The 26,057-nt window shown below is 37.9% G+C and carries 23 protein-coding genes; 15 read left to right on the top strand and 8 right to left on the bottom strand.

Features of this window, described 5'->3' with window-relative positions:
• The first annotated feature begins 190 nt into the window (after nucleotides 1–190).
• From EHE21_RS10680 to EHE21_RS10660, 5 genes are all read left to right on the top strand, one after another.
• Entirely contained in the window at nucleotides 191–976 is a 786-nt protein-coding gene (locus tag EHE21_RS10680; protein ID WP_228766666.1) for a class I SAM-dependent methyltransferase, read from the top strand.
• Nucleotides 977–1,188: 212 nt separating this feature from the next.
• Nucleotides 1,189–1,608 carry a hypothetical protein gene (locus EHE21_RS10675; protein WP_194950655.1) on the top strand — a complete coding sequence of 140 codons (420 nt, stop codon included), beginning with the start codon at nucleotides 1,189–1,191 and terminating at the stop codon, nucleotides 1,606–1,608.
• Nucleotides 1,609–2,070: 462 nt separating this feature from the next.
• Entirely contained in the window at nucleotides 2,071–3,300 is a 1,230-nt protein-coding gene (locus EHE21_RS10670; protein ID WP_194950654.1) for a sugar transporter, read from the top strand.
• A gap of 133 nt (nucleotides 3,301–3,433) precedes the next feature.
• Nucleotides 3,434–3,766: an SMR family transporter gene (locus EHE21_RS10665; protein ID WP_194950653.1), complete on the top strand. Its 333-nt coding sequence runs from the start codon at nucleotides 3,434–3,436 to the stop codon at nucleotides 3,764–3,766.
• Nucleotides 3,767–3,799: 33 nt separating this feature from the next.
• On the top strand, nucleotides 3,800–4,108 hold the full coding sequence (locus tag EHE21_RS10660) for a DUF333 domain-containing protein (RefSeq protein WP_098942547.1): 309 nt from the start codon (nucleotides 3,800–3,802) through the stop codon (nucleotides 4,106–4,108).
• A gap of 84 nt (nucleotides 4,109–4,192) precedes the next feature.
• Here EHE21_RS10660 and dsbB read toward each other — a convergent pair whose 3' ends face one another.
• Nucleotides 4,193–4,717, bottom strand: a complete 525-nt coding sequence (gene dsbB, locus EHE21_RS10655; protein WP_088495347.1) for a disulfide bond formation protein DsbB — start codon at nucleotides 4,715–4,717, stop codon at nucleotides 4,193–4,195.
• A gap of 178 nt (nucleotides 4,718–4,895) precedes the next feature.
• Entirely contained in the window at nucleotides 4,896–6,440 is a 1,545-nt protein-coding gene (gene nhaB / locus EHE21_RS10650) for a sodium/proton antiporter NhaB (protein WP_194950652.1), read from the bottom strand.
• 233 nt (nucleotides 6,441–6,673) lie between these two features.
• On the opposite strand from nhaB, the gene fadR reads away from it, so the two are divergent.
• The 5 genes from fadR to EHE21_RS10625 all read left to right on the top strand — a co-directional run bounded on the left by fadR (nucleotide 6,674) and on the right by EHE21_RS10625 (nucleotide 13,501).
• On the top strand, nucleotides 6,674–7,393 hold the full coding sequence (gene fadR / locus EHE21_RS10645) for a fatty acid metabolism transcriptional regulator FadR (RefSeq protein ID WP_109393930.1): 720 nt from the start codon (nucleotides 6,674–6,676) through the stop codon (nucleotides 7,391–7,393).
• A gap of 477 nt (nucleotides 7,394–7,870) precedes the next feature.
• Nucleotides 7,871–9,175 carry a D-amino acid dehydrogenase gene (locus tag EHE21_RS10640; protein ID WP_194950651.1) on the top strand — a complete coding sequence of 435 codons (1,305 nt, stop codon included), beginning with the start codon at nucleotides 7,871–7,873 and terminating at the stop codon, nucleotides 9,173–9,175.
• A gap of 13 nt (nucleotides 9,176–9,188) precedes the next feature.
• A complete protein-coding gene (alr, locus tag EHE21_RS10635; protein WP_194950650.1) occupies nucleotides 9,189–10,301 on the top strand; it encodes an alanine racemase in 1,113 nt (370 codons plus the stop codon).
• 49 nt (nucleotides 10,302–10,350) lie between these two features.
• Nucleotides 10,351–12,654, top strand: coding sequence for a carbamoyltransferase HypF (gene hypF, locus EHE21_RS10630; protein WP_194950649.1), 2,304 nt, complete (start codon nucleotides 10,351–10,353; stop codon nucleotides 12,652–12,654).
• Between the two features lie 94 nt (nucleotides 12,655–12,748).
• Nucleotides 12,749–13,501 (top strand): MipA/OmpV family protein, encoded by a 753-nt coding sequence (locus EHE21_RS10625; RefSeq protein WP_194950648.1) that lies wholly within the window; start codon nucleotides 12,749–12,751, stop codon nucleotides 13,499–13,501.
• Between the two features lie 99 nt (nucleotides 13,502–13,600).
• Here the strand turns inward: EHE21_RS10625 and EHE21_RS10620 are convergent, their stop codons facing one another.
• Both EHE21_RS10620 and gapA read right to left on the bottom strand, forming a co-directional pair.
• Complete coding sequence (locus EHE21_RS10620; protein WP_088495354.1) at nucleotides 13,601–14,485, bottom strand: D-hexose-6-phosphate mutarotase; 885 nt, start codon at nucleotides 14,483–14,485, stop codon at nucleotides 13,601–13,603.
• A gap of 114 nt (nucleotides 14,486–14,599) precedes the next feature.
• On the bottom strand, nucleotides 14,600–15,595 hold the full coding sequence (gene gapA, locus EHE21_RS10615; RefSeq protein ID WP_023581959.1) for a glyceraldehyde-3-phosphate dehydrogenase: 996 nt from the start codon (nucleotides 15,593–15,595) through the stop codon (nucleotides 14,600–14,602).
• A 343-nt stretch (nucleotides 15,596–15,938) separates the two neighbouring features.
• Here gapA and msrB point away from each other — a divergent pair, with 343 nt between their 5' ends.
• Both msrB and EHE21_RS10605 read left to right on the top strand, forming a co-directional pair.
• Nucleotides 15,939–16,376 (top strand): peptide-methionine (R)-S-oxide reductase MsrB, encoded by a 438-nt coding sequence (msrB, locus tag EHE21_RS10610; RefSeq protein WP_109393925.1) that lies wholly within the window; start codon nucleotides 15,939–15,941, stop codon nucleotides 16,374–16,376.
• Between the two features lie 81 nt (nucleotides 16,377–16,457).
• Entirely contained in the window at nucleotides 16,458–16,739 is a 282-nt protein-coding gene (locus EHE21_RS10605) for a YeaC family protein (RefSeq protein WP_036912841.1), read from the top strand.
• A 107-nt stretch (nucleotides 16,740–16,846) separates the two neighbouring features.
• Here the strand turns inward: EHE21_RS10605 and pncA are convergent, their stop codons facing one another.
• The 3 genes from pncA to sppA form a co-directional block, all read right to left on the bottom strand.
• Complete coding sequence (gene pncA / locus EHE21_RS10600; RefSeq protein ID WP_194950647.1) at nucleotides 16,847–17,491, bottom strand: bifunctional nicotinamidase/pyrazinamidase; 645 nt, start codon at nucleotides 17,489–17,491, stop codon at nucleotides 16,847–16,849.
• Between the two features lie 22 nt (nucleotides 17,492–17,513).
• Nucleotides 17,514–18,536, bottom strand: a complete 1,023-nt coding sequence (gene ansA, locus EHE21_RS10595; RefSeq protein ID WP_088495357.1) for an asparaginase — start codon at nucleotides 18,534–18,536, stop codon at nucleotides 17,514–17,516.
• A gap of 244 nt (nucleotides 18,537–18,780) precedes the next feature.
• The gene (sppA, locus tag EHE21_RS10590) at nucleotides 18,781–20,637 is read right to left on the bottom strand and encodes a signal peptide peptidase SppA (RefSeq protein ID WP_194950646.1); all 1,857 of its coding nucleotides are present in this window, start codon (nucleotides 20,635–20,637) and stop codon (nucleotides 18,781–18,783) included.
• Nucleotides 20,638–21,181: 544 nt separating this feature from the next.
• On the opposite strand from sppA, the gene EHE21_RS10585 reads away from it, so the two are divergent.
• From EHE21_RS10585 to EHE21_RS10575, 3 genes are read left to right on the top strand one after another with little or no spacing between them, the layout of a single operon-like run.
• Nucleotides 21,182–21,733: an NAD(P)H nitroreductase gene (locus EHE21_RS10585; RefSeq protein WP_023581966.1), complete on the top strand. Its 552-nt coding sequence runs from the start codon at nucleotides 21,182–21,184 to the stop codon at nucleotides 21,731–21,733.
• Between the two features lie 15 nt (nucleotides 21,734–21,748).
• Nucleotides 21,749–22,792: a selenide, water dikinase SelD gene (gene selD, locus EHE21_RS10580; RefSeq protein ID WP_088495360.1), complete on the top strand. Its 1,044-nt coding sequence runs from the start codon at nucleotides 21,749–21,751 to the stop codon at nucleotides 22,790–22,792.
• A gap of 4 nt (nucleotides 22,793–22,796) precedes the next feature.
• Nucleotides 22,797–24,758, top strand: coding sequence for a DNA topoisomerase III (locus tag EHE21_RS10575; protein WP_194950645.1), 1,962 nt, complete (start codon nucleotides 22,797–22,799; stop codon nucleotides 24,756–24,758).
• Nucleotides 24,759–24,826: 68 nt separating this feature from the next.
• Here the strand turns inward: EHE21_RS10575 and xthA are convergent, their stop codons facing one another.
• Nucleotides 24,827–25,633, bottom strand: a complete 807-nt coding sequence (xthA, locus tag EHE21_RS10570) for an exodeoxyribonuclease III (protein ID WP_088495362.1) — start codon at nucleotides 25,631–25,633, stop codon at nucleotides 24,827–24,829.
• Nucleotides 25,634–26,057: the final 424 nt, after the last annotated feature.

The following is a 26,057-nucleotide window of genomic DNA, read 5'->3' as shown; positions in this document are numbered from 1 at the left end:
CTTTAATGACGTAATTACAGAATAGCTTTTTAACCTATTTTGTTTCAATTGGTTATATACCAATATCTAATTTTATACCTCTTTGTATGCTCGGAATTTCTTTATAAAAAAAGAAAATTAATGATAACTATTCCCATTAAATCTATTTTACTATAAAGTTGTATTAATAATGCAACTTAAAGGTGGCTATATGGATAATCAAACTACAACGCAATCTATGTCTCAAGGATCGTCAAAAGCAGGGCATACCTTCTTAGCGAGTTTAGGGAAAACACGTTTAAGACCGGGCGGCGTAGAGGCATCTGATTGGTTAATTAATAATGCACAGTTTACATCCTCAAGCCATGTTCTTGAGATTGCTTGCAATATGGCGACAACATCAATCGAGATTGCCAAGAAATACGGTTGTCATATTATTGCTATCGATATGGATGATAATGCTTTGTCTCACGCGCAAAAAAATGTTGATAATGCACAGTTATCACATTTGATCCAATTAACAAAAGCAAATGCATTATCTTTACCTTTTCCTGATAATACTTTTGATATTGTTATAAATGAAGCAATGTTGACAATGTATGCAGATAAAGCCAAAGCAAAGTTAGTAAAAGAGTATTACCGTGTTTTAAAACCCGGTGGTTTGTTATTAACTCACGATATTATGAAAAAAAATGATGATGTTAATAGAGATAAATTAATCGGTGTAGTGAAATCAAATGTAGCACCCATGTTTAAGCAAGAGTGGCATGACTTATTTATTAATATTGGTTTTTCAGAAGTAAAAATAAAATCGGGTAACATGAGTTTAATGTCACCTGTTGGTTTAATTCGTGATGAAGGCTTATTTAGAACCGCAAAGATAATTAAGAATGGATTGGTAAATAAGCAAAACAGACCACGATTCTTATCAATGTTCCATTTTTTTAGAGAGAATCGACATGTGTTAAATTATATTGCATGTTGCTCTAAAAAATAATTTAATCAAGAAAAATTTATGTATTATTTAATGGCACCTAAGTAGAACTAGGTGCTTATTTTTTTATAAATAAGAATAAATAGAACTGTATACCACCGTAATAAAATGTAAAAAATAAAAAGAATCGTAATCCAGATTGAACCTGATTTATTTTAACTATATATATTAAAAAGAAATATTAAAACAGATGTGATTTATATGTGGGGTTTAATATGAAACAGATACTTATTATTGCAGGAGGGATATTATCGCTAACTATTATGCTGGCTATTCTTGCCGCTATTTTAATAGTGTCTGTCGTTAAAGATAATACTGCTGAGTTTTGGAATGAAAGTCGCGAAGTGATTGAAAGTTCGTCATCAACAGTACGTGAAACCCTTTCTAGCGTAGAAGCAAAACGCGATACGCTTATGGCTATTTATCAATCTAAAGATAACAATGGAAGTTGTCAGCAGTTAGCTGAAAAGCTAAATAATGTTGAAAAAGCACTTTCTAATGGAAATTTAATATTACCACGACCTGCAAAAGAACAAATTTCAACTATTAAAAATGCTTTTGATGGTTCAACATCACCCACGAAAAACATTGCTTGCGAGCAGGCACTTCAAGTTATTAATGACTTGAGTCAGTAATCTTAAGATTTTTTCTATTTTCATTTATCTTTTGTCCAACAGTAAGATTATTTCCAGCTATTAAATTAATATCTCTTAACTTAATTCAATGAATCTACAATATATTTCTCTTGAAAAGAGTATATTCTTATTCTTCAACATAAAGTAGTGATAGGTCATTTATATCTACAATCTCTCTATTGGAAGATTATGTTAACGTTAAAAAGAAGTTGCCAAGGGGATTTAAAATCGCGATATGAATATGCTAAAATTGATAGCTGATTCGCTTTAGCAATGAAGTTTAGTGATAATTTGGTTTATTTTTTGTTTCTAACGAAATGCATTTTTATCTTTATGCCATTTTTTTACTTTCAACCTAATAAATCTATTTTTAGCACAAGTGAGAAAAGCAAATCAGACAAAAGCTTCTATAAAAAAGCATGGCATATATATCAATATAATTTAAGAAAACATCAATTAATTATGAATATCGCAGCATCAAACGTAAATGAAGTTAGCCGTCAAACTGCATGGATCAGAGTAATAATATTATCATTCGCGGCTTTCGTTTTTAATACAACAGAATTTGTTCCTGTTGCACTGTTAAGTGATATTTCTGAAAGCTTCGGTATGATCCCTGCTCAAACAGGTTTAATGATCACAATATATGCTTGGGTTGTGGCTTTAATGTCTTTGCCTTTAATGATAATGACAAGCAAAGTTGAGCGACGTAAGTTACTTATTATTTTATTTATTATCTTTATTTTAAGTCATATTTTATCTGGCGTAGCATGGGATTTTAAATCACTGATAGCTGGTCGTATTGGCGTTGCTTTCTCTCATGCAGTGTTTTGGTCGATTACCGCATCACTGGCTATTAGAGTGGCACCTCCTGGTAAACGAGCTCAGGCATTAGGATTATTAGCAACAGGAACTGCATTAGCTACGGTTCTTGGCTTACCTATTGGGCGTGTCGTTGGACAATGGTTAGGATGGCGTGCAACCTTTATGGGAATTGGTGTTTTAGCTTTAATTACCATGTTTGCATTAATGCGTTATTTACCTTTATTACCGAGTGAGCATTCGGGATCATTAAAAAGTGTGCCTGTGTTATTAAAACGTGGCCCATTAATGGGGATTTTTCTGTTAACCGTCATCGCTGTTACTGCACATTTTACTGCTTATAGTTATATAGAGCCTTTTGTTATTGATATTGCAAAATTAGATCAAAACTTTGCTACGTTAGTTTTACTTATTTTTGGTGGTGCTGGCATTATTGGTAGTGTGTTATTTAGTCGTTACAGTGCCAGGATGCCAACATCATTTTTATTCTTTGCACTAATTTTACTTACTGCTTGCTTAAGTTTATTAATGATAAGTAGCCAAAATTTAACGACATTCATTGTGTTGATTATATTTTGGGGAATTGGCTTTATGTGTATCGGCCTTGGTATGCAAGTTAAAGTGATTGATTTAGCTCCCGATGCAACAGATATTGCGATGTCTATTTACTCCGGTATTTTTAATATCGGTATTGGCGCAGGAGCATTGATTGGTAATCAAGTTATCTTACATGCTGGCATGACAAACCTTGGCTATGCAGGAACAATATTAAGTGTTATCGCAGTTATTTGGTGTGGTTTTATCTTTAATCGCTATCGTGTTTCGATGGGTGGAGAGCCGCGTCAAAAGAATCAACTTCATCAACACTAAATAAGTATTTCCACGATATAAAGGCATCTATTCAATATGAAAGATGCCTTTTTTATTTGTTGTGGTGAATATCCTTAATCTCGCTTGTGATAGAATTCACAAAATTGACTTTGTATAGGATTAAGGCGAAAAAATGAATGGATTAACTTACCTAATGTTGGCAATTATATCGGAAGTGATTGCGACAACAATGCTAAAAGCTTCTGATGGTTTTAGCCGATTGTATCCATCTATTGTGGTCGTCATTGGTTACTGTTTTTCTTTTTGGGCACTTTCTCAAGTGGTAAGAGTTATGCCATTAGGTATTGCTTATGCAATATGGAGTGGATTAGGGATAGTTTTGGTTTCTGTTGCGGCTGTATTTCTCTATCAACAAAAACTTGATTTACCTGCCATTATTGGTATGGCTTTAATTATTGCTGGTGTTTTAGTTATAAATCTACTTTCAAAAAGTGCTTCACACTAATAGGAATAACTGGAAGAAATTAGGGTGTCTTTGATGCAAAAGAAATTTAAAACAGCTTGTTATCTATTTATGTTAACTAGCTTTGCTTTTATTGCAGGATGCAGTAATTCAGCGCAGACACAATATTCATCTACACAAGTGGTTAGTAAAAGTCGAACAATACCGACAACCAGTCTTGATATACCCTTAGATGAATCAGCCAAGGCAACCTGTGTCTTTTCAGGTGGTGTGCCTTCTTTAAACTATGAATTACATGGTGGTCAGACACCAGTGTGCCAATTTGCTAATGGCAAGCGTTGTAGTGAACAAGCTTTAATTGAAGGGGCTTGTATTCCAGGTTAAAGCTTATTGTTGGTTGAAAATTTAATCACCAATTTTTTATTATAAAAATAGCCCTTAGTTTATCGCTAAGGGCTATTTTCTTTTTTATTCTTTTGTTTTAAAAGAACTTGTTATTTGGCTCATTAATACTAATAAACCTACAACAAAATAAGCAGAGAAAATAATAAGCATCCATTGTGGCATTTCTAAAGTTAAAAATTGCCATTGGCTGACAGAGCAATCACCCGTTGCTTGGAATACAGCCGGGAACCAATCTTGCAGAGCAAACCAAGAGGGTAAAGTGACAAAAAAGTCACAGGTTGCAAAAGGGGATGGATTCAGAATAAGTTGTGTATGTTCCCAAGAGAGTTCTATTCCTCGGTATGCGGAATAAATCCATAAGAAACCACCCGCCATACGCATAAGCGCCATTTTAGGTGCGGTAGCCCCAATCAATGCAGCAACTAATATACCCAATACTGCGATGCGTTGATAAACACACATTACACAAGGCATTAATTCCATTCCGTACTGAAAATACAATGCAGCACCTTCAAGACCTATTGCTGTTAATGCAAGCAATAGCCATGAAAAACGGCTTTGTGACCAGTGACGAAGAGAAGTCAGCATAATAATATCCATTTAAATATTAAATAAAATAAGTGTATATTCTGCCCAAAAATTAAGCGCAAAAAAAGTTAAAACCCGTTATTTCACAAATATTTACATTCAAGCTTCTTTTAAAGAAGAAAATAGGACTTTTATCAAATAAAAGTCCTATTAATGTGGTGTAACTGTGGATCTATTGTTATGGAATAGCAACTAAACCAATTTCATAGAACCAATGTGTTGCAGGAACAAGCCAAAATTCAACAGCCAGTAAACCAAGTAATGTCATTACAATCGTGTATGGCAGAGCCATTATCACCATACGACCATACGATAAACGAATGAGTGGTGATAGTGCCGATGTTAATAAGAACAGGAATGCAGCTTGACCATTTGGAGTGGCAACAGAAGGTAAGTTTGTACCTGTATTAATAGCAACACCAATATGCTCATATTGTGATTGGCTAATTAATCCATCTTGCAATGCAGTTAAAGCTTCACTGATATAAACCGTACCCACAAACACGTTATCTGAAATAGCAGATAGTAGACCATTAAAGAGGTAAAAAAGAGACAGTTGTGAGGATTCTGAAGCTTGAAGAACAAACTGAATAATAGGGCCAAATAATTGCTGGTCAATAATAACAGCAACAATAGAGAAGAATACGGTCAATAATGCAGTGAAAGGTAAGGCTTCTTCAAATGCTTTACCAAGAGCATGTTCTTCTGTGATCCCACAAAATGCAGTGGCAAGAATAATAACAGATAACCCGATAATACCAACTTCTGCTAAATGGAGCGCTAAAGCAACAATCAACCAAATACCAATTAATGCTTGGATCATCAGTTGAGCTTTTTCTTGAGAAGTACGTTTTTCACTGTTTTTCTTGTCGTATTCAGTGAGAACTTTACGAACTAAATCAGGTAATTCGGCACCATAACCAAAGAGCTTAAAGCGTTCTACAAAGTAGCACACTGCAAGGCCCGCGAAGAAAACAGGAATAGTGACCGGTGACATCCTGATAAAGAAAGTCACAAAATCCCATTCTAAATGTTTTGCAATAATCAGGTTTTGTGGTTCACCCACCATGGTCATTACGCCACCTAACGCAGTGCCGACACCAGCATGCATCATTAAGCTACGTAAAAAGGCACGGAATTGTTCTAAAGTTTGTTTTTTTTCTGCGGTATCAATAAATCCATCATTACTTAATTCTGCACCTGATTGATTAGAGGCAAAATTATGATAAATAGAGTAGAAACCGAGAGAGACACTGATTACAACTGCGATTACGGTTAAAGCATCTAAAAAGGCAGATAAAAATGCACTTGCGAAGCAAAAGGCAATAGATAACATTCGTTTAGAACGAATGGATAACAGCAGTTTAGTAAATGCAAACAGTAATAATTGCTTCATAAAATAGATACCTGCAACCATAAAGACAAGAAGTAAAATCACTTCAAGGTTGTTGGCAATTTCATGACCAATCTGTTTTGGGCTAGTCATACCAATGATGACGGCCTCAATAGCAAGTAATCCTCCGGGTTGTAACGGGTAACACTTTAGCGCCATAGCCAGCGTAAAAATAAATTCTACAACTAATAGCCAGCCGGCGACAAAAGGGTCAACAAAGAAAAAAATCAGTGGGTTGATAATTAAAAAAGTAAGAATAGCAAGCTTATACCAATCTGGGGAATTCCCCATAAAGTTCTTTAGTAGTGCTTGTCTTATACTCATATCCATTAGGTTTCTCATCCTCCAAATAGAGATTTTAAGCGCAATGATGCGCAATTTAACCATAGTACGCGCTAATCGCTGTGAAATTAAGCGCCTTAGTAATAATAAATTGATAAAACTACATCAAGTTTTATGATGCCATTCACTATTTAATGATGGTTGAGCTATATCAAAATTACGCATTCTGATATTATCTTTTCCATTATTAGCAGAAAAATCGCTTCGGAAGAAATAAAAATATGGTTATTAAGGCTCAAAGCCCCGCAGGTTTTGCGGAAGAGTATATTGTTGAAAGCATCTGGAATAATCGTTTTCCTCCTGGATCTATTCTTCCAGCGGAACGTGAGCTCTCTGAATTAATCGGTGTCACAAGAACCACATTAAGAGAAGTGTTACAACGTCTAGCTCGTGATGGTTGGCTGACTATTCAACACGGAAAGCCAACGAAGGTAAACAATTTCTGGGAAACATCTGGCCTTAATATCCTTGAAACAGTTGCTCGTCTTGATCATGATCGAGTACCACAGTTAATAGATAATTTATTGGCGGTTAGAACCAATATCTCAGCTATTTTTATACGTACCGCATTTAGAAATAGTCCTGAAAAATGTATTGAAGTTTTAAACCATGAGCTTACCACTGAAAATAGTGCTGATGAGTTTAGTGAACTGGATTACAACATTTTCCGTGGATTGGCGTTTGCGTCAGGTAATCCAATTTATGGTCTTATCTTAAACGGCTTAAAAGGGCTTTATACACGCGTAGGCCGTTATTATTTCTCAAATATCCAAGCCAAAGAACTCGCGTTAGCATTCTATAAAAAACTGGCTACATTATGTGAGCAAAAAGATGTCGAGCATGTCATGGAATGCGTCCGCCAATATGGTAAAGACAGTGGTATTATCTGGCAAAGTTTACAGTCACCACTACCTAGTGATCTAGAAGAAGTAAAACGCTAATTACGTTTACTGCTTTATCACAATAGAAAAAAACCAGTATTCATATAATTTGTGATACTGGTTTTTTTATACTTTTAAAAAGCTAGAAAGTGTCATTTTTTAGGCAATGCTTTAAATTGGTTATTTTTAGTAAAAAGAGCAACCAAAGTGAGTTAATTAAAGAATTATCATCTTAATTGGTGTATATTTTTGGATTTTAATAAAACATCAATTTTCTTTTCTTACGCCTTAAACTCTCTTCAATTTTAAATAATTTACTAATCAATATTATTATAATTTATGGTTAAAATTATATCTTGTTGATTTTATGCGTTAATTTAATAATTATTTTTGAAAATCACTTGTTGAATAGCAATCAAATGTGACTCAACTCTAAAATTTGCTTTTTTATTAGTCTAGATGATTATTCTATATTGGCTTTTTGTGTATGGAATATTATTCTTATGTTATATCAATGTGAATTATTGGAGTCTTGCCATGAAAGTGATCATCTTAGGTGGCGGCGTTATTGGTGTAACAAGTGCGTGGTATCTTGTACAACAAGGCCATGAAGTCATTGTTGTTGATAGACAAAACAGTGCAGCAGAAGAGACTAGCGCTGGTAATGCAGGTCAAATATCTCCGGGATATGCAACGCCTTGGGGAGCGCCAGGTATTCCATTAAAAGCCGTTAAATGGATGTTCCAAAAGCATGCACCCTTAGCGATTAAACCTGATGGCTCACTTTTCCAGTTACGTTGGATGTGGCAAATGTTACGTAATTGTGATGCTTCACATTACACCATGAATAAAAGCCGTATGGTGCGTATTGCTGAATATAGCCGTGATTGCATTCGTCAGTTGCGCCAAGATACCGGTATTGAATATGAAGGGCGTCAAGGTGGAACGCTGCAACTTTTTCGCGATCAAAAGCAATTTGATAATGCAGCCAATGATATTGCTGTCTTAAAGCAAGAGGGCGTTGCTTATGAATTGTTAACTGCGGAACAATTAAAATTAGCAGAGCCAGCGCTTGAGCATGTTAGCCACAAATTAACGGGTGGCTTACGTTTACCGAATGATGAAACGGGTGATTGCCAAACTTTTACGAAAAAACTCGCTAAAATGGCTGAAGATGCGGGTGTTACGTTCCTATTTAACAAAGAAATCAAACATTTGTTATTTGATGGTGATAAAGTAGCGGGCGTTCAATGCCATGATGGATTATTAACAGCCGATCACTATGTTGTTGCCATGGGCTCTTACTCAACAGAGTTTTTGAAAAGCAAAGTCGCTATTCCGGTTTATCCTCTTAAAGGTTATTCACTTACGATGCCGATTATTGATGCTTCAAGAGCACCAATGTCCACGATTTTAGATGAAACCTATAAAATTGCGGTAACGCGTTTTGATGAGCGAATTCGTGTCGGAGGAATGGCAGAAGTTGTTGGTTTTAATCTGGATATTTTAAAATCACGCTGTGAAACATTAAAAATGGTTGTACAAGATCTCTATCAAGGTGGTGGTGATATTGAGAAAGCCACATTTTGGACGGGTTTAAGACCTATGACACCTGATGGTACACCTATTGTAGGGCCTACGGCTTATCGCAATTTATCATTAAATACAGGGCATGGCACATTAGGTTGGACAATGGCTTGTGGCTCTGGGCAACTATTAGCTGATTTAATTTCAGGAAATAAACCTGCTATTGCTGCCGATGATTTATCTGTGTTTCGCTATATCGATGGTTTTAATACTAAATTGCTCTTACCGGGGCAGAAACTTGATGCAGCTTATTAATTGAGGAAGATCCATGTCCAGACCCACAAAAGTAACCATTAACCTCGATGCATTAAGCCATAATCTGTCTGTTATTAAAGAGAGAGTCAAAGGCAGTAAAGTGTGGTCTGTTGTGAAAGCAGATGCTTATGGACATGGATTATCCTGTGTTTGGCCAGCATTAAGTCATACTGATGGCTTTGCATTAATTGAGTTAGACAAAGCTGTTATGTTAAGAGAGCAGGGATGGGTAGGGCCTATCCTTTTGCTGGAAGGTTTTTTTAAGCCAGATGATGTTTATTTATTAGAACGTTATTCCCTAACGACAGCGATTCATTCTGATTGGCAATTTGACGCTATAGAAAATGCAAAACTAGAAAGGCCCATTAACATCTATCTTAAGCTTAATAGTGGAATGAATCGTCTGGGCTACCGACCAGACGCTTATAAGCAAGCAATTGCTCGTGCAAAAAGTATCAAAAATATTGGTTCTATTATTCAAATGTCGCATTTTGCTAATGCAGATACGGGACTGAATATGGATGCACAAAAAAATACCATTAATCAAGCTATGGTAAACGAATTACCTCGATGTTTGGCAAATTCAGCCGCAACATTGTTTGAGCCTGAAACTTATCAAGATTGGGTGCGTCCGGGCATTATTTTATATGGTGTTTCGCCTTCAGGTGTTTGGCAAGATATTGCCGATTTCGATTTACAACCCGTAATGACATTTAATAGCGAGATATTAGCTATTCAACAAGTCAAAAAAGGCGAGCAAATAGGCTATGGTAGCCGATATACTGCTGAGCGTGATATGCAGATCGGTGTTGTTGCTTGTGGTTATGCTGATGGCTATCCAAGACATGCGCCAGACGGTACGCCAGTGATTGTTAATGGGCATAAAACACAGTTGGTCGGGCGTATTTCTATGGATATGCTAACCGTTGATGTCACGGATTTTCCCGATGTAAGTTACGGTAGTCCGGTTGAATTATGGGGAGAGCAACTCCCTGTTGATGATGTAGCAACAGCATGTGGCACTATTGGTTATGAATTACTGTGTGCAATTGCACCAAGAGTGACTGTTGAAGTAATGATAAATCTACCTAATTCCACTTTTTCTGATCTAAATGAAAGTTGTTGATAATCACTAAACTAGAATAAGCTTAAATTTATTTTGATTTGGTGATCCTATGAGTAACGGCATTGCATTGCGTGTGAAAGGAAAGGTTCAAGGCGTTGGGTTTCGCCCATTTGTTTGGCAACTAGCTCATCGTTTTGGTTTATTAGGGCAAGTAAGCAATGATAGTTTAGGTGTATTGGTGCATTTAACCCCTTCACCTAAAAATGCGCTCTTTATCGAAGCATTAAAAGCAGAATGTCCACCACTAGCACGCATTGAACGAATAGAAGAATCACCCTATCAATGGGAACAGCTACCCACAGACTTTATTATTGTAAAAAGTGGTGGTGGCGAAATGGATACACAAGTTGTTCCTGATGCAACAACTTGCCAAGCTTGTGTTAATGAATTATTTGATCCGCAAAATCGTCGTTATCATTATCCTTTTATCAACTGCACACATTGCGGTCCTCGTTTTACTATCATAAAAAAAATGCCTTATGATAGGCCTTTTACTTCAATGTCTGAGTTTCCATTCTGCCCTGAATGTAAACATGAATATGAAGATCCCGCAGATAGACGGTTTCATGCTCAGCCTAATGCATGTCCTGTCTGTGGGCCTCATATCTGGCTTGCAGATAATCAGGGTAAAGAGTTAGCAATAAAAGAGCTTGCATTAACTCAAGCTTGTGATGCGTTACTTGCTGGAAAGATTGTTGCAGTTAAAGGTATTGGTGGTTTTCATTTAGTATGTGATGCACGCAATAATGAGAGTATTGCATTATTACGAGAACGAAAATACCGACCTGCGAAGCCACTCGCAGTGATGATCACAGGAATTGATCTAATTAAAGCAGATAAGCAAGATCCAGATTTTCTTCCAACGGCTATCCAAACCTTGCAAAGCACCGCAGCCCCGATTGTGTTAGTTCCTAAAACGGTTGTAGCTGAATTATCTGAGCTTATTGCGCCGGGATTAACGGAAATTGGCGTTATGTTGCCCGCCAACCCATTGCAACATCTATTAGCGCGTGGCACAAATATTCCACTTGTTATGACATCAGGAAATGCGTCAGGTCATACGCCGGCATTAAGTAACGAAGATGCCTTAATGCAATTGAAAGATATTGCAGATTTATTCTTAATGCACAATAGAAAGATCATACAAAGAGCTGATGACTCACTTGTTCGCATTGAGGGTAAACAGAGTGTGACGATCAGACGCTCTCGTGGCTATGTCCCAGACGCGATTTCATTACCTGACGATTTTGGAGAGCAACCCTCAGTACTTGCTATGGGAGGTGATCTTAAAAATGTATTTTGCTTATTACGTCAACATCAAGCCATTATGGGGCCTCATTTAGGGGATCTTGATGATTTAAGTGTGCGACAGCAGTTGGTTAAATCGTTGGCGCTCTTTCAGCAAATTTATCGTTTTACACCTAAAGCGATTGCGATAGATGCACATCCTAACTACATTAGCCATCAGTTGGGTAAGCAGTTTGCTCAAGAGCAAAATATTCCTGTTATTGAAGTCTCTCATCACCATGCACATATTGTTTCCTGTCTTGCTGAACATGGTCATACACATCAACAAGGTGCTGTCATTGGTATTGCGCTTGATGGATTAGGCTTTGGACAAGATGGCACGTTATGGGGCGGGGAGTGTCTGCTGGTGGACTATCAAAAATCAGAGCGGATTGGTGGACTTCCGGCTGTTGCAATGCCCGGTGGTAATCTTGCCTCGATTCAACCTTGGCGAAACTGGTTCGCACATTTAGCTACTTTTTCTGAAGATTGGCAAGGTAGTGTTATCGCCCAAATGGTGCCTAGCAATGATTTGCAGATATTAAGTAAGGCCGTAGAGCGTGGCTTAAATTCACCTAAAGCCTCTTCTTGTGGGCGTTTTTTTGATGCAGTTTCAGCATCATTGGGATTAGCGCCTAAAGAGATAAGTTGGGAAGGTGAAGCGGCTTGCTATCTACAAACAGCCGCATTAGCGTGCCATCAAGAAAAACAGGCAGAAATCATTAAGCAATATGGGCATTTAATGCCGGTAAAAAACAGTGTGCTTGATTTGTCGGTTTTTTGGTCGCAGTGGGAAAGTGTAGCGCTGAATGTCAGTGAAAAAGCATGGTTATTTCATTATCTATTAGCTGAAGGTTTAGGCGATATTGCATTGCAATATGCAGATAAATATCAGATTGACACCATTGTACTTACGGGGGGTGTATTAAATAATACATTACTCAAACATATGTTTAAGAAAAAATTAAACAATAAAAAAGTACTCGCCCCTATGATGTTACCAGCCGGAGACGGTGGTATTGCATTAGGGCAAGCACTGATTGCTACACATTTAATGCAAAACTAAAATGATTATAGGTAAAATAATACCAGTTTTAGTTATTTGTGACTGAAATAGGTTTTTGGTTGCTACTTTATTAATGACAATATGGAAAATCATCGTGAGTAATAAGAAGATTATCATTTCTTTAGCCGTTATCGCAGGGCTTAGCACACCAGCAGCATTTGCTGGCGAATGGTCAATTGGTGGTTCAGTTTTAGCGCAAGTTACTCCTTATAAAGGGGCTAAATCAAAAGATTATTTATTACCAGTACCACAAGTTAACTACCAGTCAGAAAACTTCTATTTCGCAACGTTAGCTGCGGGATATTACCTGTGGAATACACCTAAAGATCAACTTTCTGTCGATTTGCACTATTATCCTCAGGCTTATAAACCAAGCGACAGTGACGATGAGCAAATGAAAAAACTGAATCGTCGTCGTGACACCATGATGGGTGGCTTTACTTATAAACACCACGAATCATGGGGTAGTTTAAGAGCAATCGTATCGGGTGATCTGCTAGGCAAAAGTAACGGTATTATCGCTGACGCGGCTTATTTATATCCTTTCGAATTCGGTAACTGGTCTTTACAGCCGGGTGCGGGTGTTGTTTGGGAAAACAAAAAGCAAAACCGTTATGCTTATGGAATTACTCATGCAGAATCACAACGCAGTGGTTTAGCAGAATATACGCCAAATGATAGCTGGAGACCTTATGTTGAACTCTCTGCTAACTATAAATTTGCTGAAAAATGGAATTTCTTTGCAATGGGACGTGTTGACCATTTACCAAGTGAAGTGAAAGACAGCCCAATGGTGAATAAATCTGTTACTGCGATTGTGTGGACAGGTGTGACTTACACATTCTAATTAACAAAAATCTGATTAGAATTCAGTGAAATCAGTGATGATAAAAAAGCTTCGATTCAAATTCGAAGCTTTTTTATTGTGTAAGATGCGAGTAATGCTTTATTTTTCAGCAATATTCTTACGAACGCGGACTACCAAAGATAAACGGCCGGGATGAACGTTATCTGGTTTTAATGGCTGGTGGATACGAGCAGTTTCTACACAAGCCATCTTACGATAGCCACCTGCACTCATATCTTTCATTGAGCTTGCAAGCTCTGCACCCGGATTCCAACACACGACATCACTATGATGGTAATGGTGAACTTCAATGGTCCGATCCCAACCATCATCATGAATGAGATTAAAATCGTCAGGCTCTGTATAAAGCCTGTCAGTGCGCCCATCAAAGCGTAATGAGGTTTCATCAGTGTAAACCTCTTTATCTGCCACGGTGTCAATGTAGTGGCCTCCTAGGCCGGTTACAGAGACATTATCGATATCACTCACATTAAAATAAGAGTGAAGGGCAGCTGTTGCTTCATAATCACCGTAAGATTCTAATTCAACCTCACAGGTTGCTCCTAATTTAAAACGAGCAATAACAGTAAAGGGATGAGGCCAATATTTTTGCGTTTGTTGACTCTCTTTTAATGTCATGGTGATGAGAACACCGTCATCTTGTTCTGTATGGGCACTAAATTCCCAAGGAAGAATACGTGCAAATCCATGACTTGGTGTACCAGCTGAAGCAAACCAAGGCCAGCAAATAGGAATACCGCCACGAATGGCAACACCCGGCGTGAAGAGAGAGGCTTCGCTTACCCAAAATACAGGATGCTCTTGTGCGGGCTGCCAAGCGATTAAATGTGCGCCTTGAAGGCTGATAGCTGCGCGTACTTTAGGATGCGAAATAACAAGGATAGGAAGTTCGCCTAATTGCCGACGACTTAAGTAAGGTGATATTTGTTCAATAATCGGCAAAGAAAAAATTTTCTCATTCATTATCTTATGACCTTATGTCACTGACTATTTCAATACAATAAACTGACTGGCTAGAAAATAAAAGAGCCACCGAAAAGGTGGCTCTAAAAGAAATCGTGACTTTCTAAACTCTAATTATTTAGAGATATGAGAAATCAGATCCAGAACTTTGTTTGAATAACCAACTTCGTTATCGTACCAAGCAACTAATTTAACAAAGTTGTCGTTCAGAGCGATACCTGCTTTAGCATCAAATACTGAAGTCAGAACTTCGCCATTGAAGTCAGTTGAAACAACTGCATCTTCAGTGTAACCCAGAACGCCTTTCAGTTCGCCTTCAGCTGCTGCTTTGATAGCGTCACAGATTTGAGCGTAAGTTGCTGGTTTTTCCAGACGTGCAGTCAGGTCAACAACAGAAACGTTAGGAGTAGGAACACGGAAAGACATACCAGTCAGTTTGCCGTTCAGTTCAGGGATAACTTTACCTACAGCTTTAGCAGCACCAGTTGATGATGGGATGATGTTTTGAGAAGCACCACGACCACCACGCCAGTCTTTTGCAGATGGACCATCAACAGTACGTTGAGTTGCAGTTGTTGCGTGAACAGTAGTCATCAGACCTTCAACGATACCGAAGTTGTCGTTGATAACTTTAGCTAAAGGCGCTAAGCAGTTAGTAGTACAAGATGCGTTAGAAACGATATCTTGGCCTGCGTATGATTTATGGTTTACGCCCATTACGAACATTGGAGTGCTGTCTTTTGAAGGACCAGTCAGAACAACTTTTTTCGCGCCAGCTTGGATGTGTTTACGAGCAGTTTCGTCAGTTAAGAACAGACCAGTTGCTTCTGCAACAACGTCAGCACCGACTTCGTTCCATTTCAGATTTGCTGGATCTCTTTCTGAAGTTACGCGGATGGTTTTACCATTAACAACGAGGTGGCCATCTTTTACTTCAACAGTACCGTTGAAACGGCCATGAGTTGAATCGTATTTCAGCATGTATGCCATGTAGTCTGCGTCTAACAGATCGTTAATACCTACGATTTCGATATCTGAACGTTCTTGAGCAGCACGGAAAACGATGCGGCCGATACGACCAAAACCATTAATACCTACTTTGATAGTCATATGTATTCCACCAGCTTTAATTTAGTGAATTAAAAAGTTGCTTCTAAAGTTACCAAAACCGCGCCAATCGTCAAGCGGAATCGTGTCAATAATTGCAAAAAATCAATTAAAAAAACACTTTTCGCTTAAAGATTGGTCGTTTTAGCCAAATGTTACGCTGTGTATTATCGGGATCAACGCCGATAAATGAAGTTACCTTTGCTCCGTTATGTGAAATTCATCACATTTCAAAAACTAAAGATTACTCTTGATGATTTTAGACTATATTTTTCAGATTTGTTGTTAAATCTTTGTTATTATTCACTGTTGTTTTAAAAAGCATTTTTCTGGGCAAGAGGTCGATATGGCAGATAATGAAAAGAAAGTGAATATTTCAAGTAATAACAATCACCTTGATTTATCAACACTCAACGAAATGCAACGTTATGTGACGCAACAGCAAGGTACAGAACCTCCGTTTAGTGGTAAATTATTACACAATCGTCAAACAGGGATTTATCACTGTTTATGTTGTTCTGCTCCTTTGTTTTATTCAGAGACGAAATTTGATGCAGGATGTGGTTGGCCTAGCTTTTATCAACCCGTTAGTGATAATGCAATTCGCTATATTGATGATTTTTCTCACAATATGAAAAGAACTGAAATACGCTGCCAGCAATGTGACGCACATTTAGGTCATGTTTTTAATGATGGTCCTGCCCCAACAGGGGAGCGTTATTGTGTTAATTCAGCATCTCTTTCGTTTACGAATAGTGAAACAGGCGAAAAACAAGTCGGTTAATTCAGTTAAATTAACAAAATAATAACAATGGAAAAAACGATTCAGCCATTTCAAATGATTATTTAGCTTATGGAGCAATCAATGGAAGTTAATGAACTTATTTCTATGGTAACCCCTGAAATTTATCAACGTATTTCAACCGCAGTTGAACTAGGTAAATGGCCTGATGGCGTTGCATTGACCGATGAGCAAAAAGAACATTGCATGCAGATTGTTTTATTATGGCAGGCGAAAAATAACCATACACCTGAGCATATGACAGTGGGAACTAATGGGCAAATTACCATGAAGAGCAAACAAGAATTAAAAGCTCAGTTTCAATCTGAACGTTTAGCAACACTAACACCAATGGATGATGACTAAAACGTATGTTGAATGGATAGAATAGAAATAAAAAAGGGGCATTTATTAACCGAACTGGTTAAATATAGCCCCTTTTTCATTTTATGAAGATAAAGAAAATAACGAACCTATTGATTGTTACGATTAAGCCAATGTGCTGAATCAATTAATACCGCACCTTTTGCTTGCATCTCTTCTAGTGCTTTTTCGCTATCATCATCTTGAATATTTACACCACGACAACCGTCTGTAATGACAGTCACTTGATAACCTAACTGCAAAGCATCCAGTACCGTATATTTAACGCAGTAATCCGTAGCAATTCCTAAAATATAAAGATGTTTTATATTCAGAGTCTGCAAAAGAGTATGCAAGCCGGTCTGATATTCATGGTCGTTATCAAAAAAAGCACTATAACTATCAATAAGGCGATTTTGCCCTTTGTAAATAATATGATTAATCAGAGCTTGGTTTAATTCAGGGTGAAATGCAGCACCATAAGAATTTTGTACACAATGCACAGGCCACCACACTTGTGGTAATCCATTAAGCGTTCCAATTTCCCCAACAACCGAGCCTGAATTTTCAGCAAAGCTAAGATGATCGGCAGGGTGCCAATCTAAACTAGCAATAATGGGATTTTTAGATTGCTTAAAATCAGAAATAAGTTGGTTGGCTGTTTGTATCACTATATCGCTTTCATTAACAGCTAATGCACCACCAGTACAAAAATCGTTTTGTATATCAACCAATAACAGTGCGGAATTTTTCACCAAATTTACCTTTAGATTAAACTTAGTCGTTATCGTCTAATGTCATTTCACCACGAAGGTTTTGTTGCATTAGTCGGCAGATCTCAGTGTAATTATATTGTTGGCTAAGGAGATAATGCAGTTTAGTTAATGTTGCTTCAAATGTCATATCAAAGCCACTGATCACACCCACTTCCGCTAGTGCTTGACCTGTTGCATAACCTTCCATATTCACTCGACCAGAAATACATTGCGTAAGATTGATAACAACAATACCACGCTCTGTTGCTTCACGCAGGGTTGAAAGTAGAGCAGGATGCGAGGGCGCATTACCAACACCATAAGAGCGTAATATTAAGGCTTTTACAGGTTGCATCAGGATATTTTTAACAACTTCATCTGAAAGACCCGGGTAAATGGTGACAACACCAATCGGCTGAGGCGTAATATTATGCGCAGTAAATTCCCCATTTCCTTTCGGAAATGAATTAATTTTAAATTGTTTAATATTAATACCCGCTTCTAACAGTGGGGCGCTATTGGGTGATGCAAAGGCATTAAAACCATCTGCATGCGCTTTTACTGTGCGGTTTCCACGATATAGCGTGTTATTAAAAAATAGTGCCACTTCATTAATTGGATGATGTGCGGCGAGGTAAAGCGCATTTAATAGGTTTGTTTGCCCATCAGAACGTAAGGCTTCTAAAGGAATTTGAGAGCCAGTAACGATAATCGGTTTGCTAAGATTCTCAAACATAAAAGAGAGTGCTGATGCGGTAAATGCCATGGTATCTGTACCATGAAGAATAACGAACCCATCATAATTGTGATAATTTTCATTAATATCATCAGCAATAGATTGCCAATCTTCAGGTGTGATATTTGAAGAATCAATTAAAGGCAGGTGCTCTTTGATTGTGAAATCGGGCATCTCCTCACGGTGGAATTCTGGCATTTTAGCTAATTGGCGTTGTAAATGTCCTGATACAGGAATATAGCCATGTTCAGAATGTTGCATACCAATAGTACCGCCAGTATAAACAACGTAGATTGATTTCTTTTGCATCAGACAAAGCACTCTTATTAAGCTGTGAGAAATACCTGATTATAGGGAGTTTGCAGAATAAAAAAAGGAAAGGATGCTAAAAAAAGAAAATAGAGACTGACTAATATCTGCTTTAAATCATTGTGTTAAAAATAGCTTAAATATAAACGAACAAAAATCACTCATCAGAATATCATTCTATCAAAAGTCAGAAAAAAGAGAGAAATACACCTGCTCAGTGTGAACAGGTGTATCAGTGGAAAGATTATTGAATATCACCACAAGATAAACAATACGCATAGCGATTTAGCGGATCGTTCATATTGCGATAAAACTCTGTCTGTGTTTTAACTTCTTTTAAAACAGGCGCAGGAATATAAGCTTGTAACGGATCAGGAAGAAGTGCTTTTGCGTTAGACGACAAGCTCATTATGATCTGCTCTGACAGGCTTAGCTCTGGTTTCATCCAATCAATAACAGGTTGGTCAATTTTTGCCATTTTAGCAACGGCATCAATAGCATCATCAAAATCACCAAACTCATCGACTAAACCCACATTCTTTGCATCTATTCCTACCCACACTCGACCTTGAGCAATACGATCAATTTGAGCAGGTGTTTTTTTACGAGATTCTGCCACTAAATTAAGAAACGTTTTATAACCACTTTCGATATTGAGCTGTAAAAGCTCTGCAAATTCTTCAGGTAGTTTATTTGTGACAGATAATCCGGCTAATGGCGAAGTTGTGACGCCATCGGTATAAACACCAATAGACTCTAAGCTGTTTTCGAAAGTATTAATAACGCCAAAAATACCAATCGAGCCTGTTAATGTTGATGGGCTAGCAATAATCTTACTTGCAGGGGTTGAGATCCAATATCCACCTGATGCAGCTAAACCCCCCATTGAAACAACCACATATTTTTTCTGTTGCTTAAAGGCGGCAACTTCACTTCGTATTTGTTCTGACGCAGAAACACTACCACCAGGACTATTTACACGTAATACAAGTGCCTTAATATTTGGATCTAAACGTGCTTGACGAATTTGATTTGCAATAGTTGAACCGCCCGCAGAGCCGGGGATACTTTCACCATCAATAATCGCGCCTTGAACAACGACTACGGCAATATTACCTTCATCACTGGCAGGTAAAGATGAGGTTAGCGTATCGGCATAATCATAAATGCTGATATTGTTAAATTGCTTGTTCTCTTTGTCCCATTGGAAGGTTTCTGTCATATCAGCTTCAAATTGAGCGTATGAGCTTACAGAATCCACTAATTTACGATTTAGCGCATACGTTGCGTTATCCCCATCTGCGTTGCGTAGTTGTGCAATCATCTCTTTTGCACCCGGGAAAACATCTTCAGTGGTAATGCTACGGTTTTCTGCAACTTGGGTTAAATATGTAGACCATAGTGCATTAACTAAACGTAATGAAGCTTCTCGAGATTCCGCAGACATGTCATTACGCATTAATGGCTCAACCGCAGATTTATACGTTCCGACGCGGAAAATATGAGTGCTGACTTTTAAGTTTTCTAACAGTGTTTTGTAATAGAGATTTTGAAAGCCATAACCATAAACACCCACAGCACCTTGAGGAGTGAGATAAATTTTATCTGCATAAGAGGCGAGGTAATATTGTGGTTGGCTGTAATAGCCACTCACTGCAAAAATAGGTTTACCTGTCTTTTTAAACTCATTAAGTGCTTTACCAATATAATTTAACGAAGGCTGATCTGCGCCTGCAAATTCATCAAGTTTGAGCACCATACCTTTAATTTTCGGATCTTGAGAGGCAAGGCGTAGCGTATCGACAACTTCAAATAATGAATTTTCTTGAAGCTGGCTACTTGAAACACCTAAAAGCTCACGTCCAACTTCGCCTAAAGGATTTTGTGTAGCAGTTTGGTCAACAATCACACCTTTAAGATCAACAAGAAGGGCACCTTCATAATCCACTGGTTTTTGTGCTTCTTTGCTAATTAAGAAAATACCAATGACCATAAAGAGAAGGAAAAAGAAAATAACGTTTAAGATTAATTTCCTGATAAAGTTAATGGCTTGCCAACTAAATTTTAATATTGCGCCGATTAACTCCATAATTTTATTCATATTATCTCCACATCATGTAAAGCTAAATTTTAATCCTAAACAGTCATGCTAGAATTATTGGTAAGCAGGCTACATCCACATAATCTCATACTATTAAAACAAAAAATGTTGTTAGCAATAGAGAGAATAGCAATAACAATGAAGGAATATTCTAATATAGCTCTTATTGAATGTCTGTTATTGATTTTTAGGAAGCCACTAATGATAACTTTTGCTTAAGGTGTTATTAAGTAAACATTTATCTTACGTGAAAATAGCTAAATAATTTCACACAAAAAGGCATAAAAGTAATATAGGAATTCGTCGAATTAAAAAGAAAAGTAAGATCAAAATAAGCTTAAATTAACTTAGTAAGCTAAGATTAATCATTTTGTGAACAATAAATTACGATTAAATAACCACACAGCTGATTTTTAGAAAAATTCCCGCCTAAATCTGTGGATGGTGGTAATATAACAGTTTGTTATACTGCGAATTGATAAGAACTGTCCATCCCCATAAGAATGGGATCTTGCTAAAATAAAATGCTGACAGGAGAATAAAAATGGATGCATTAACACTGCTTTTGAACCGCCGTTCAGCTTCCCGACTGACTACTCCAGCCCCTGATAGTGAAGCCCTCAATACTATTTTACAAGCCGGCATGCGCGCGCCTGATCATGGTGCACTTAAACCTTGGCACTTTGTTGTGATGCAAAATGAAGGTATTGAGCGTTTTAGCCAATTACTGCATAAAGCGGCGGTGGTGGGTAATTTAGGGCCAGAAGTTGAAGAAAAAGCAAAAAATGCACCTTTTCGTGCCCCATTGATCATCACTGTTATTGCGAAAGTGAAAGATCATCCAAAGGTTCCTGAATGGGAGCAAGTTGTCGCTGCTGGTTGTAGTGTTCAAGCAATGCAAATGGCGGCTGTTGCTCAAGGATTTGGGGGGATTTGGCGTTCAGGCTCTTGGACTCACGATGCAGTGGTAAGAGAAGGACTTGGCTGTGGTGAACATGACCAGATTATTGGTTTTCTTTATTTAGGCACGCCAGCCCTGAAAGCGCCAATGACGGTTTCTCCTGCTGACTTAACTGATTTTGTGACTTATTTTTAAAAAGGATGGCATGTTATGTCTGAAGCAATTCGTTTAACACAATACAGTCATGGTGCAGGTTGTGGCTGTAAAATCTCACCAAAAGTTTTAGAAACCATTTTACATAGCGAACAAGCTAAATTTCATGATCCTCATTTACTCGTCGGTAATGAAACCAAAGATGATGCCGCTGTTTATGATTTAGGAAATGGTACAGGTATTATCAGCACTACTGATTTCTTTATGCCAATTGTTGATAACCCTTATGATTTTGGGCGTATCGCTGCGACAAATGCAATCAGTGATATCTTTGCAATGGGTGGAAAACCTATTATGGCGATTGCTATTTTAGGCTGGCCTATTAATAAATTAGCACCTGAAATCGCGCGTGAAGTGATTGAAGGTGGTCGAGCCGCTTGCCAAGAAGCAGGAATTTCGCTGGCTGGTGGTCACTCAATCGATGCGCCAGAGCCTATTTTTGGTCTTGCTGTTACAGGTGTCGTACCTGTGAGCAAAGTGAAGAAAAACAGTGAAGCTAAAGCAGGGTGCCAGCTCTTTTTAACGAAGCCTTTGGGGATCGGTGTATTAACAACAGCTGAGAAGAAAGGTCTGTTAAAACCAGAGCACCAAGGTTTAGCGACAGAAATTATGTGTCGTATGAATAAAGCGGGTTCTGATTTTTCTGATATCGAAGGCGTCACTGCAATGACTGACGTTACAGGATTCGGTTTATTAGGGCATTTAAGCGAGATCTGTGACGGCTCTGGTGTACAAGCTACGATTCATTTCTCACAAGTACCAAGATTACCAGAAGTAGAGTCTTATATTGAACAAGGCTGTGTTCCGGGTGGTACAGGTCGTAACTTTGAAAGTTATGGTCATTTAATTGGTGAGATCACTGAAATGCAACGTAAATTACTTTGTGATCCGCAAACATCAGGTGGCTTATTATTAGCCGTATTGCCTGAAGCCGTTGAACAAGTGAAAGAAGTTGCTTCACGTTTTGATATCGAATTAACGTCTATTGGCGAGCTAACTGCACCAGTAGCTGGAAAAGCGTTGATTGAAGTGACTAACTAACGTAATGAGATTATTTATTGCAGAAAAACCCAGCCTTGCTCGCGCTATTGCTGATGTATTGCCAAAGCCTCATAAAAGGGGCGATGGCTTTATTCTTTGTGGTGATAACCAGTATGTGACGTGGTGTGTTGGTCACTTACTTGAACAAGCTGAGCCGGATGCATACGACCCGCGGTACGCCCGCTGGTCGTTAGATGATTTGCCTATTATTCCTGAAAAATGGCAACTCAAGCCCCGAGCTGATGTTAAAAAACAGCTAGAAACCATCAAAACACTACTTAAGCAAGCAAAAGAAGTGATCCACGCGGGAGACCCCGATCGTGAAGGTCAGCTTTTAGTTGATGAAGTGCTTAACTATTTAAATATCAGCGAAGATCAAAGGAAACAGGCGCGTCGTTGCTTAATTAATGACTTAAACCCAGCGGCAGTGACGCGTGCTATTGATAAACTACGTTATAACCATGAGTTTGTACCATTGTGTGTATCTGCTTTGGCACGAGCAAGAGCAGACTGGCTTTATGGTATTAATATGACTCGAGCCTATACGCTTTTAGGTCAACGCAATGGTTATCAAGGTGTATTGTCCGTGGGGCGAGTACAAACACCCGTATTAGGCTTAGTGGTTCGTCGTGATGAAGAAATTGAAAATTTTGTGCCTAAAGATTTCTTTGAAGTTAAAGCTCATGTTGTAACACCTGCTGATGAACGCTTTACTGCGATTTGGCAGCCAAGCGAGCACTGTGAACCTTGGCAAGATGAAGAAGGGCGATTATTAAATCGTAAGCTTGCAGAGCATGTTGTTGAGCGAATTAAAGACAAACCTGCCAATGTAACGGATTATCAAGATAAGCAAGAATCTGAAATAGCACCGCTTCCTTTTTCGCTTTCCGCGTTACAAATTGAAGCGGCAAAACGCTTTGGTTTAAGCGCACAGCAAGTCTTAGATACATGCCAACGACTCTATGAAACGCATAAACTAATCACTTATCCGCGTTCTGACAGTCGTTATTTACCTGATGAACATTTTGCGGGTCGTCATGCTGTTATTAATGCGATTAGCACACATGATGCAAGCCTATTACCGCAAGATACCTTAGATATTGATAAAAAGAATCGTTGCTGGGATGACAAAAAAGTTGATGCTCACCATGCGATTATTCCAACGGCAAAAACGGGTAATATCTCATTAAGTGAAAATGAGAAGAATATTTATTATCTTGTGGCTCGCCAATATCTAATGCAATTTATGCCTGATGCTGTTTATCGTAAATGCGTTATTGAACTTGATATTGAGAATGGTAAGTTTATCGCTAAAGCACGTTTTTTGGCGCAAGCAGGATGGCGAGTATTATTAGGTGCGAAAGAGCAGGATGCTGAAAATGATGGTTCTGCATTGCCAGTAGTGGCTAAAGGTGATGAGTTGCTGTGTGAAAAAGGGGAGATTGTTGAAAAACAAACGCAGCCTCCAAGACCTTTTACGGATGCAACATTGCTTTCTGCGATGACAGGAATTGCACGCTTTGTTCAAGATAAAGAACTTAAGAAAATCCTAAGAGCGACGGATGGATTAGGTACGGAAGCGACAAGAGCGGGAATTATTGAGCTGTTATTTAAGCGTGGTTTTTTGCAAAAGAAAGGGCGAGCCATTAACTCAACCCCAGCAGGTAGAGCATTAATTCATGTATTGCCAGATATGGCAACTTTACCGGACATGACTGCACATTGGGAATCGATACTGACGCAAATTAGTGAGAAGCAATTTAAATATCAAGATTTTATGATGCCATTAAATAACACCTTGATGGAGTTGATTACTCAAGCGAAACGTCGTCCGAATATTCAAGCTTTCAGAAATCTTCCTGCACCCGCGCATAATAAAAAGCGTAAGGCAGCGACTAAAGGAAATAACAAAGCAAGCGCGGCAAAAAATAAAGCGCAGAGTAAAGAAACAACAACGGATAAGTAAGTACAAATAAAAAGCACTTCCTTTGTTATCTCGGGGAAGTGCTTTTATTGAATTAAGGTTTAATTTAATTAGATTTTAAATTCAGCCCAAACGGGTGCGTGATCAGAGGGCTTTTCCATTCCTCGGATCTCGTAATCAATTCCTGTTGAAATACAATTATCCGCTAGGCAGCGACTTGCTAGAAGTAAGTCAATACGTAAGCCTCGGTTATCATCGAATCCTTTAGAACGATAATCAAACCACGAGAATTTATCATCAGCTTCAGGATGTTGCTGGCGGAATGTATCTGTTAATCCCCAACCCATTAATGTTGCCAGCCATTCACGCTCTTCTGGTAAGAAAGAACATTTGCCTGTTTTTAACCAGCGCTTCATATTATTTTCGCCAATACCGATATCTTTATCTGTTGGGCTAATATTTAAATCACCCATAATAAGTACTGGAGAGGTTGGTTTTAAGCTGGTGGTTAGGTAATTTTGCAGATCAGCATAGAACTTTTCTTTTGCTGGGAATTTAGTCTCATGATCACGGCTTTCACCTTGAGGAAAATAACCGTTCATGACTGTTAATAAACCCGCTGGTGTTTCGATATCAGCCATGATCATTCGGCGCTGAGCATCGTCATCATCACCCGGAAAGCCTTTACGCACTGCAACTGGCTTTTCTTTTGTGAGTAAAGCAACGCCATAATGCCCTTTTTGACCATGATAGAAAACGTGATAACCCAAAGCACCCACCGTATCTAATGGAAACATATCATCATGAACTTTCGTTTCTTGAAGTCCAATAACATCCGGCTGATGTTTTTCTATGATAGCTTCAAGCTGGTGAGGGCGAGCACGTAAACCATTAATGTTGAAAGAGACAAATTTCATGTGACTGTAACCATTTATATATTGAATAATAGGATGTCTTATACTAGCAGGATCATAAAATGAATGTAAGCCAATCACTGAAATGATGGCACGGCTTATCAAGAGAAAGATAAAATTAGATAAAAATAAAAGCCATTAAATAGAGTGTGCTAATTTAATAAAAATAATTAATTGCATAACAAAAAATATTAATTAAACAAACTAGAAACATAAACTAATCTTTGATAGAAGAATATAAGTATTATTATTCTTTATATGTGAGGAATGATGACATAATAAAAATAATATTGTAGTTATAAATTGTATTCATTAAAAGGAGGTAAAGGAATATTTATATAAAACTGCTTTTATATAAAATTAAATTTTAAATTAATTAATCACTATTTTATTTACATTAAATGAATTGATGAAATTATTTTATTCT

It is taken from the genome of Proteus sp. GOKU, assembly GCF_015475555.1.
Taxonomy (GTDB): Bacteria; Pseudomonadota; Gammaproteobacteria; order Enterobacterales; family Enterobacteriaceae; genus Proteus; species Proteus mirabilis_B.
This window is presented reverse-complemented; position numbering and strand designations above follow the sequence as displayed.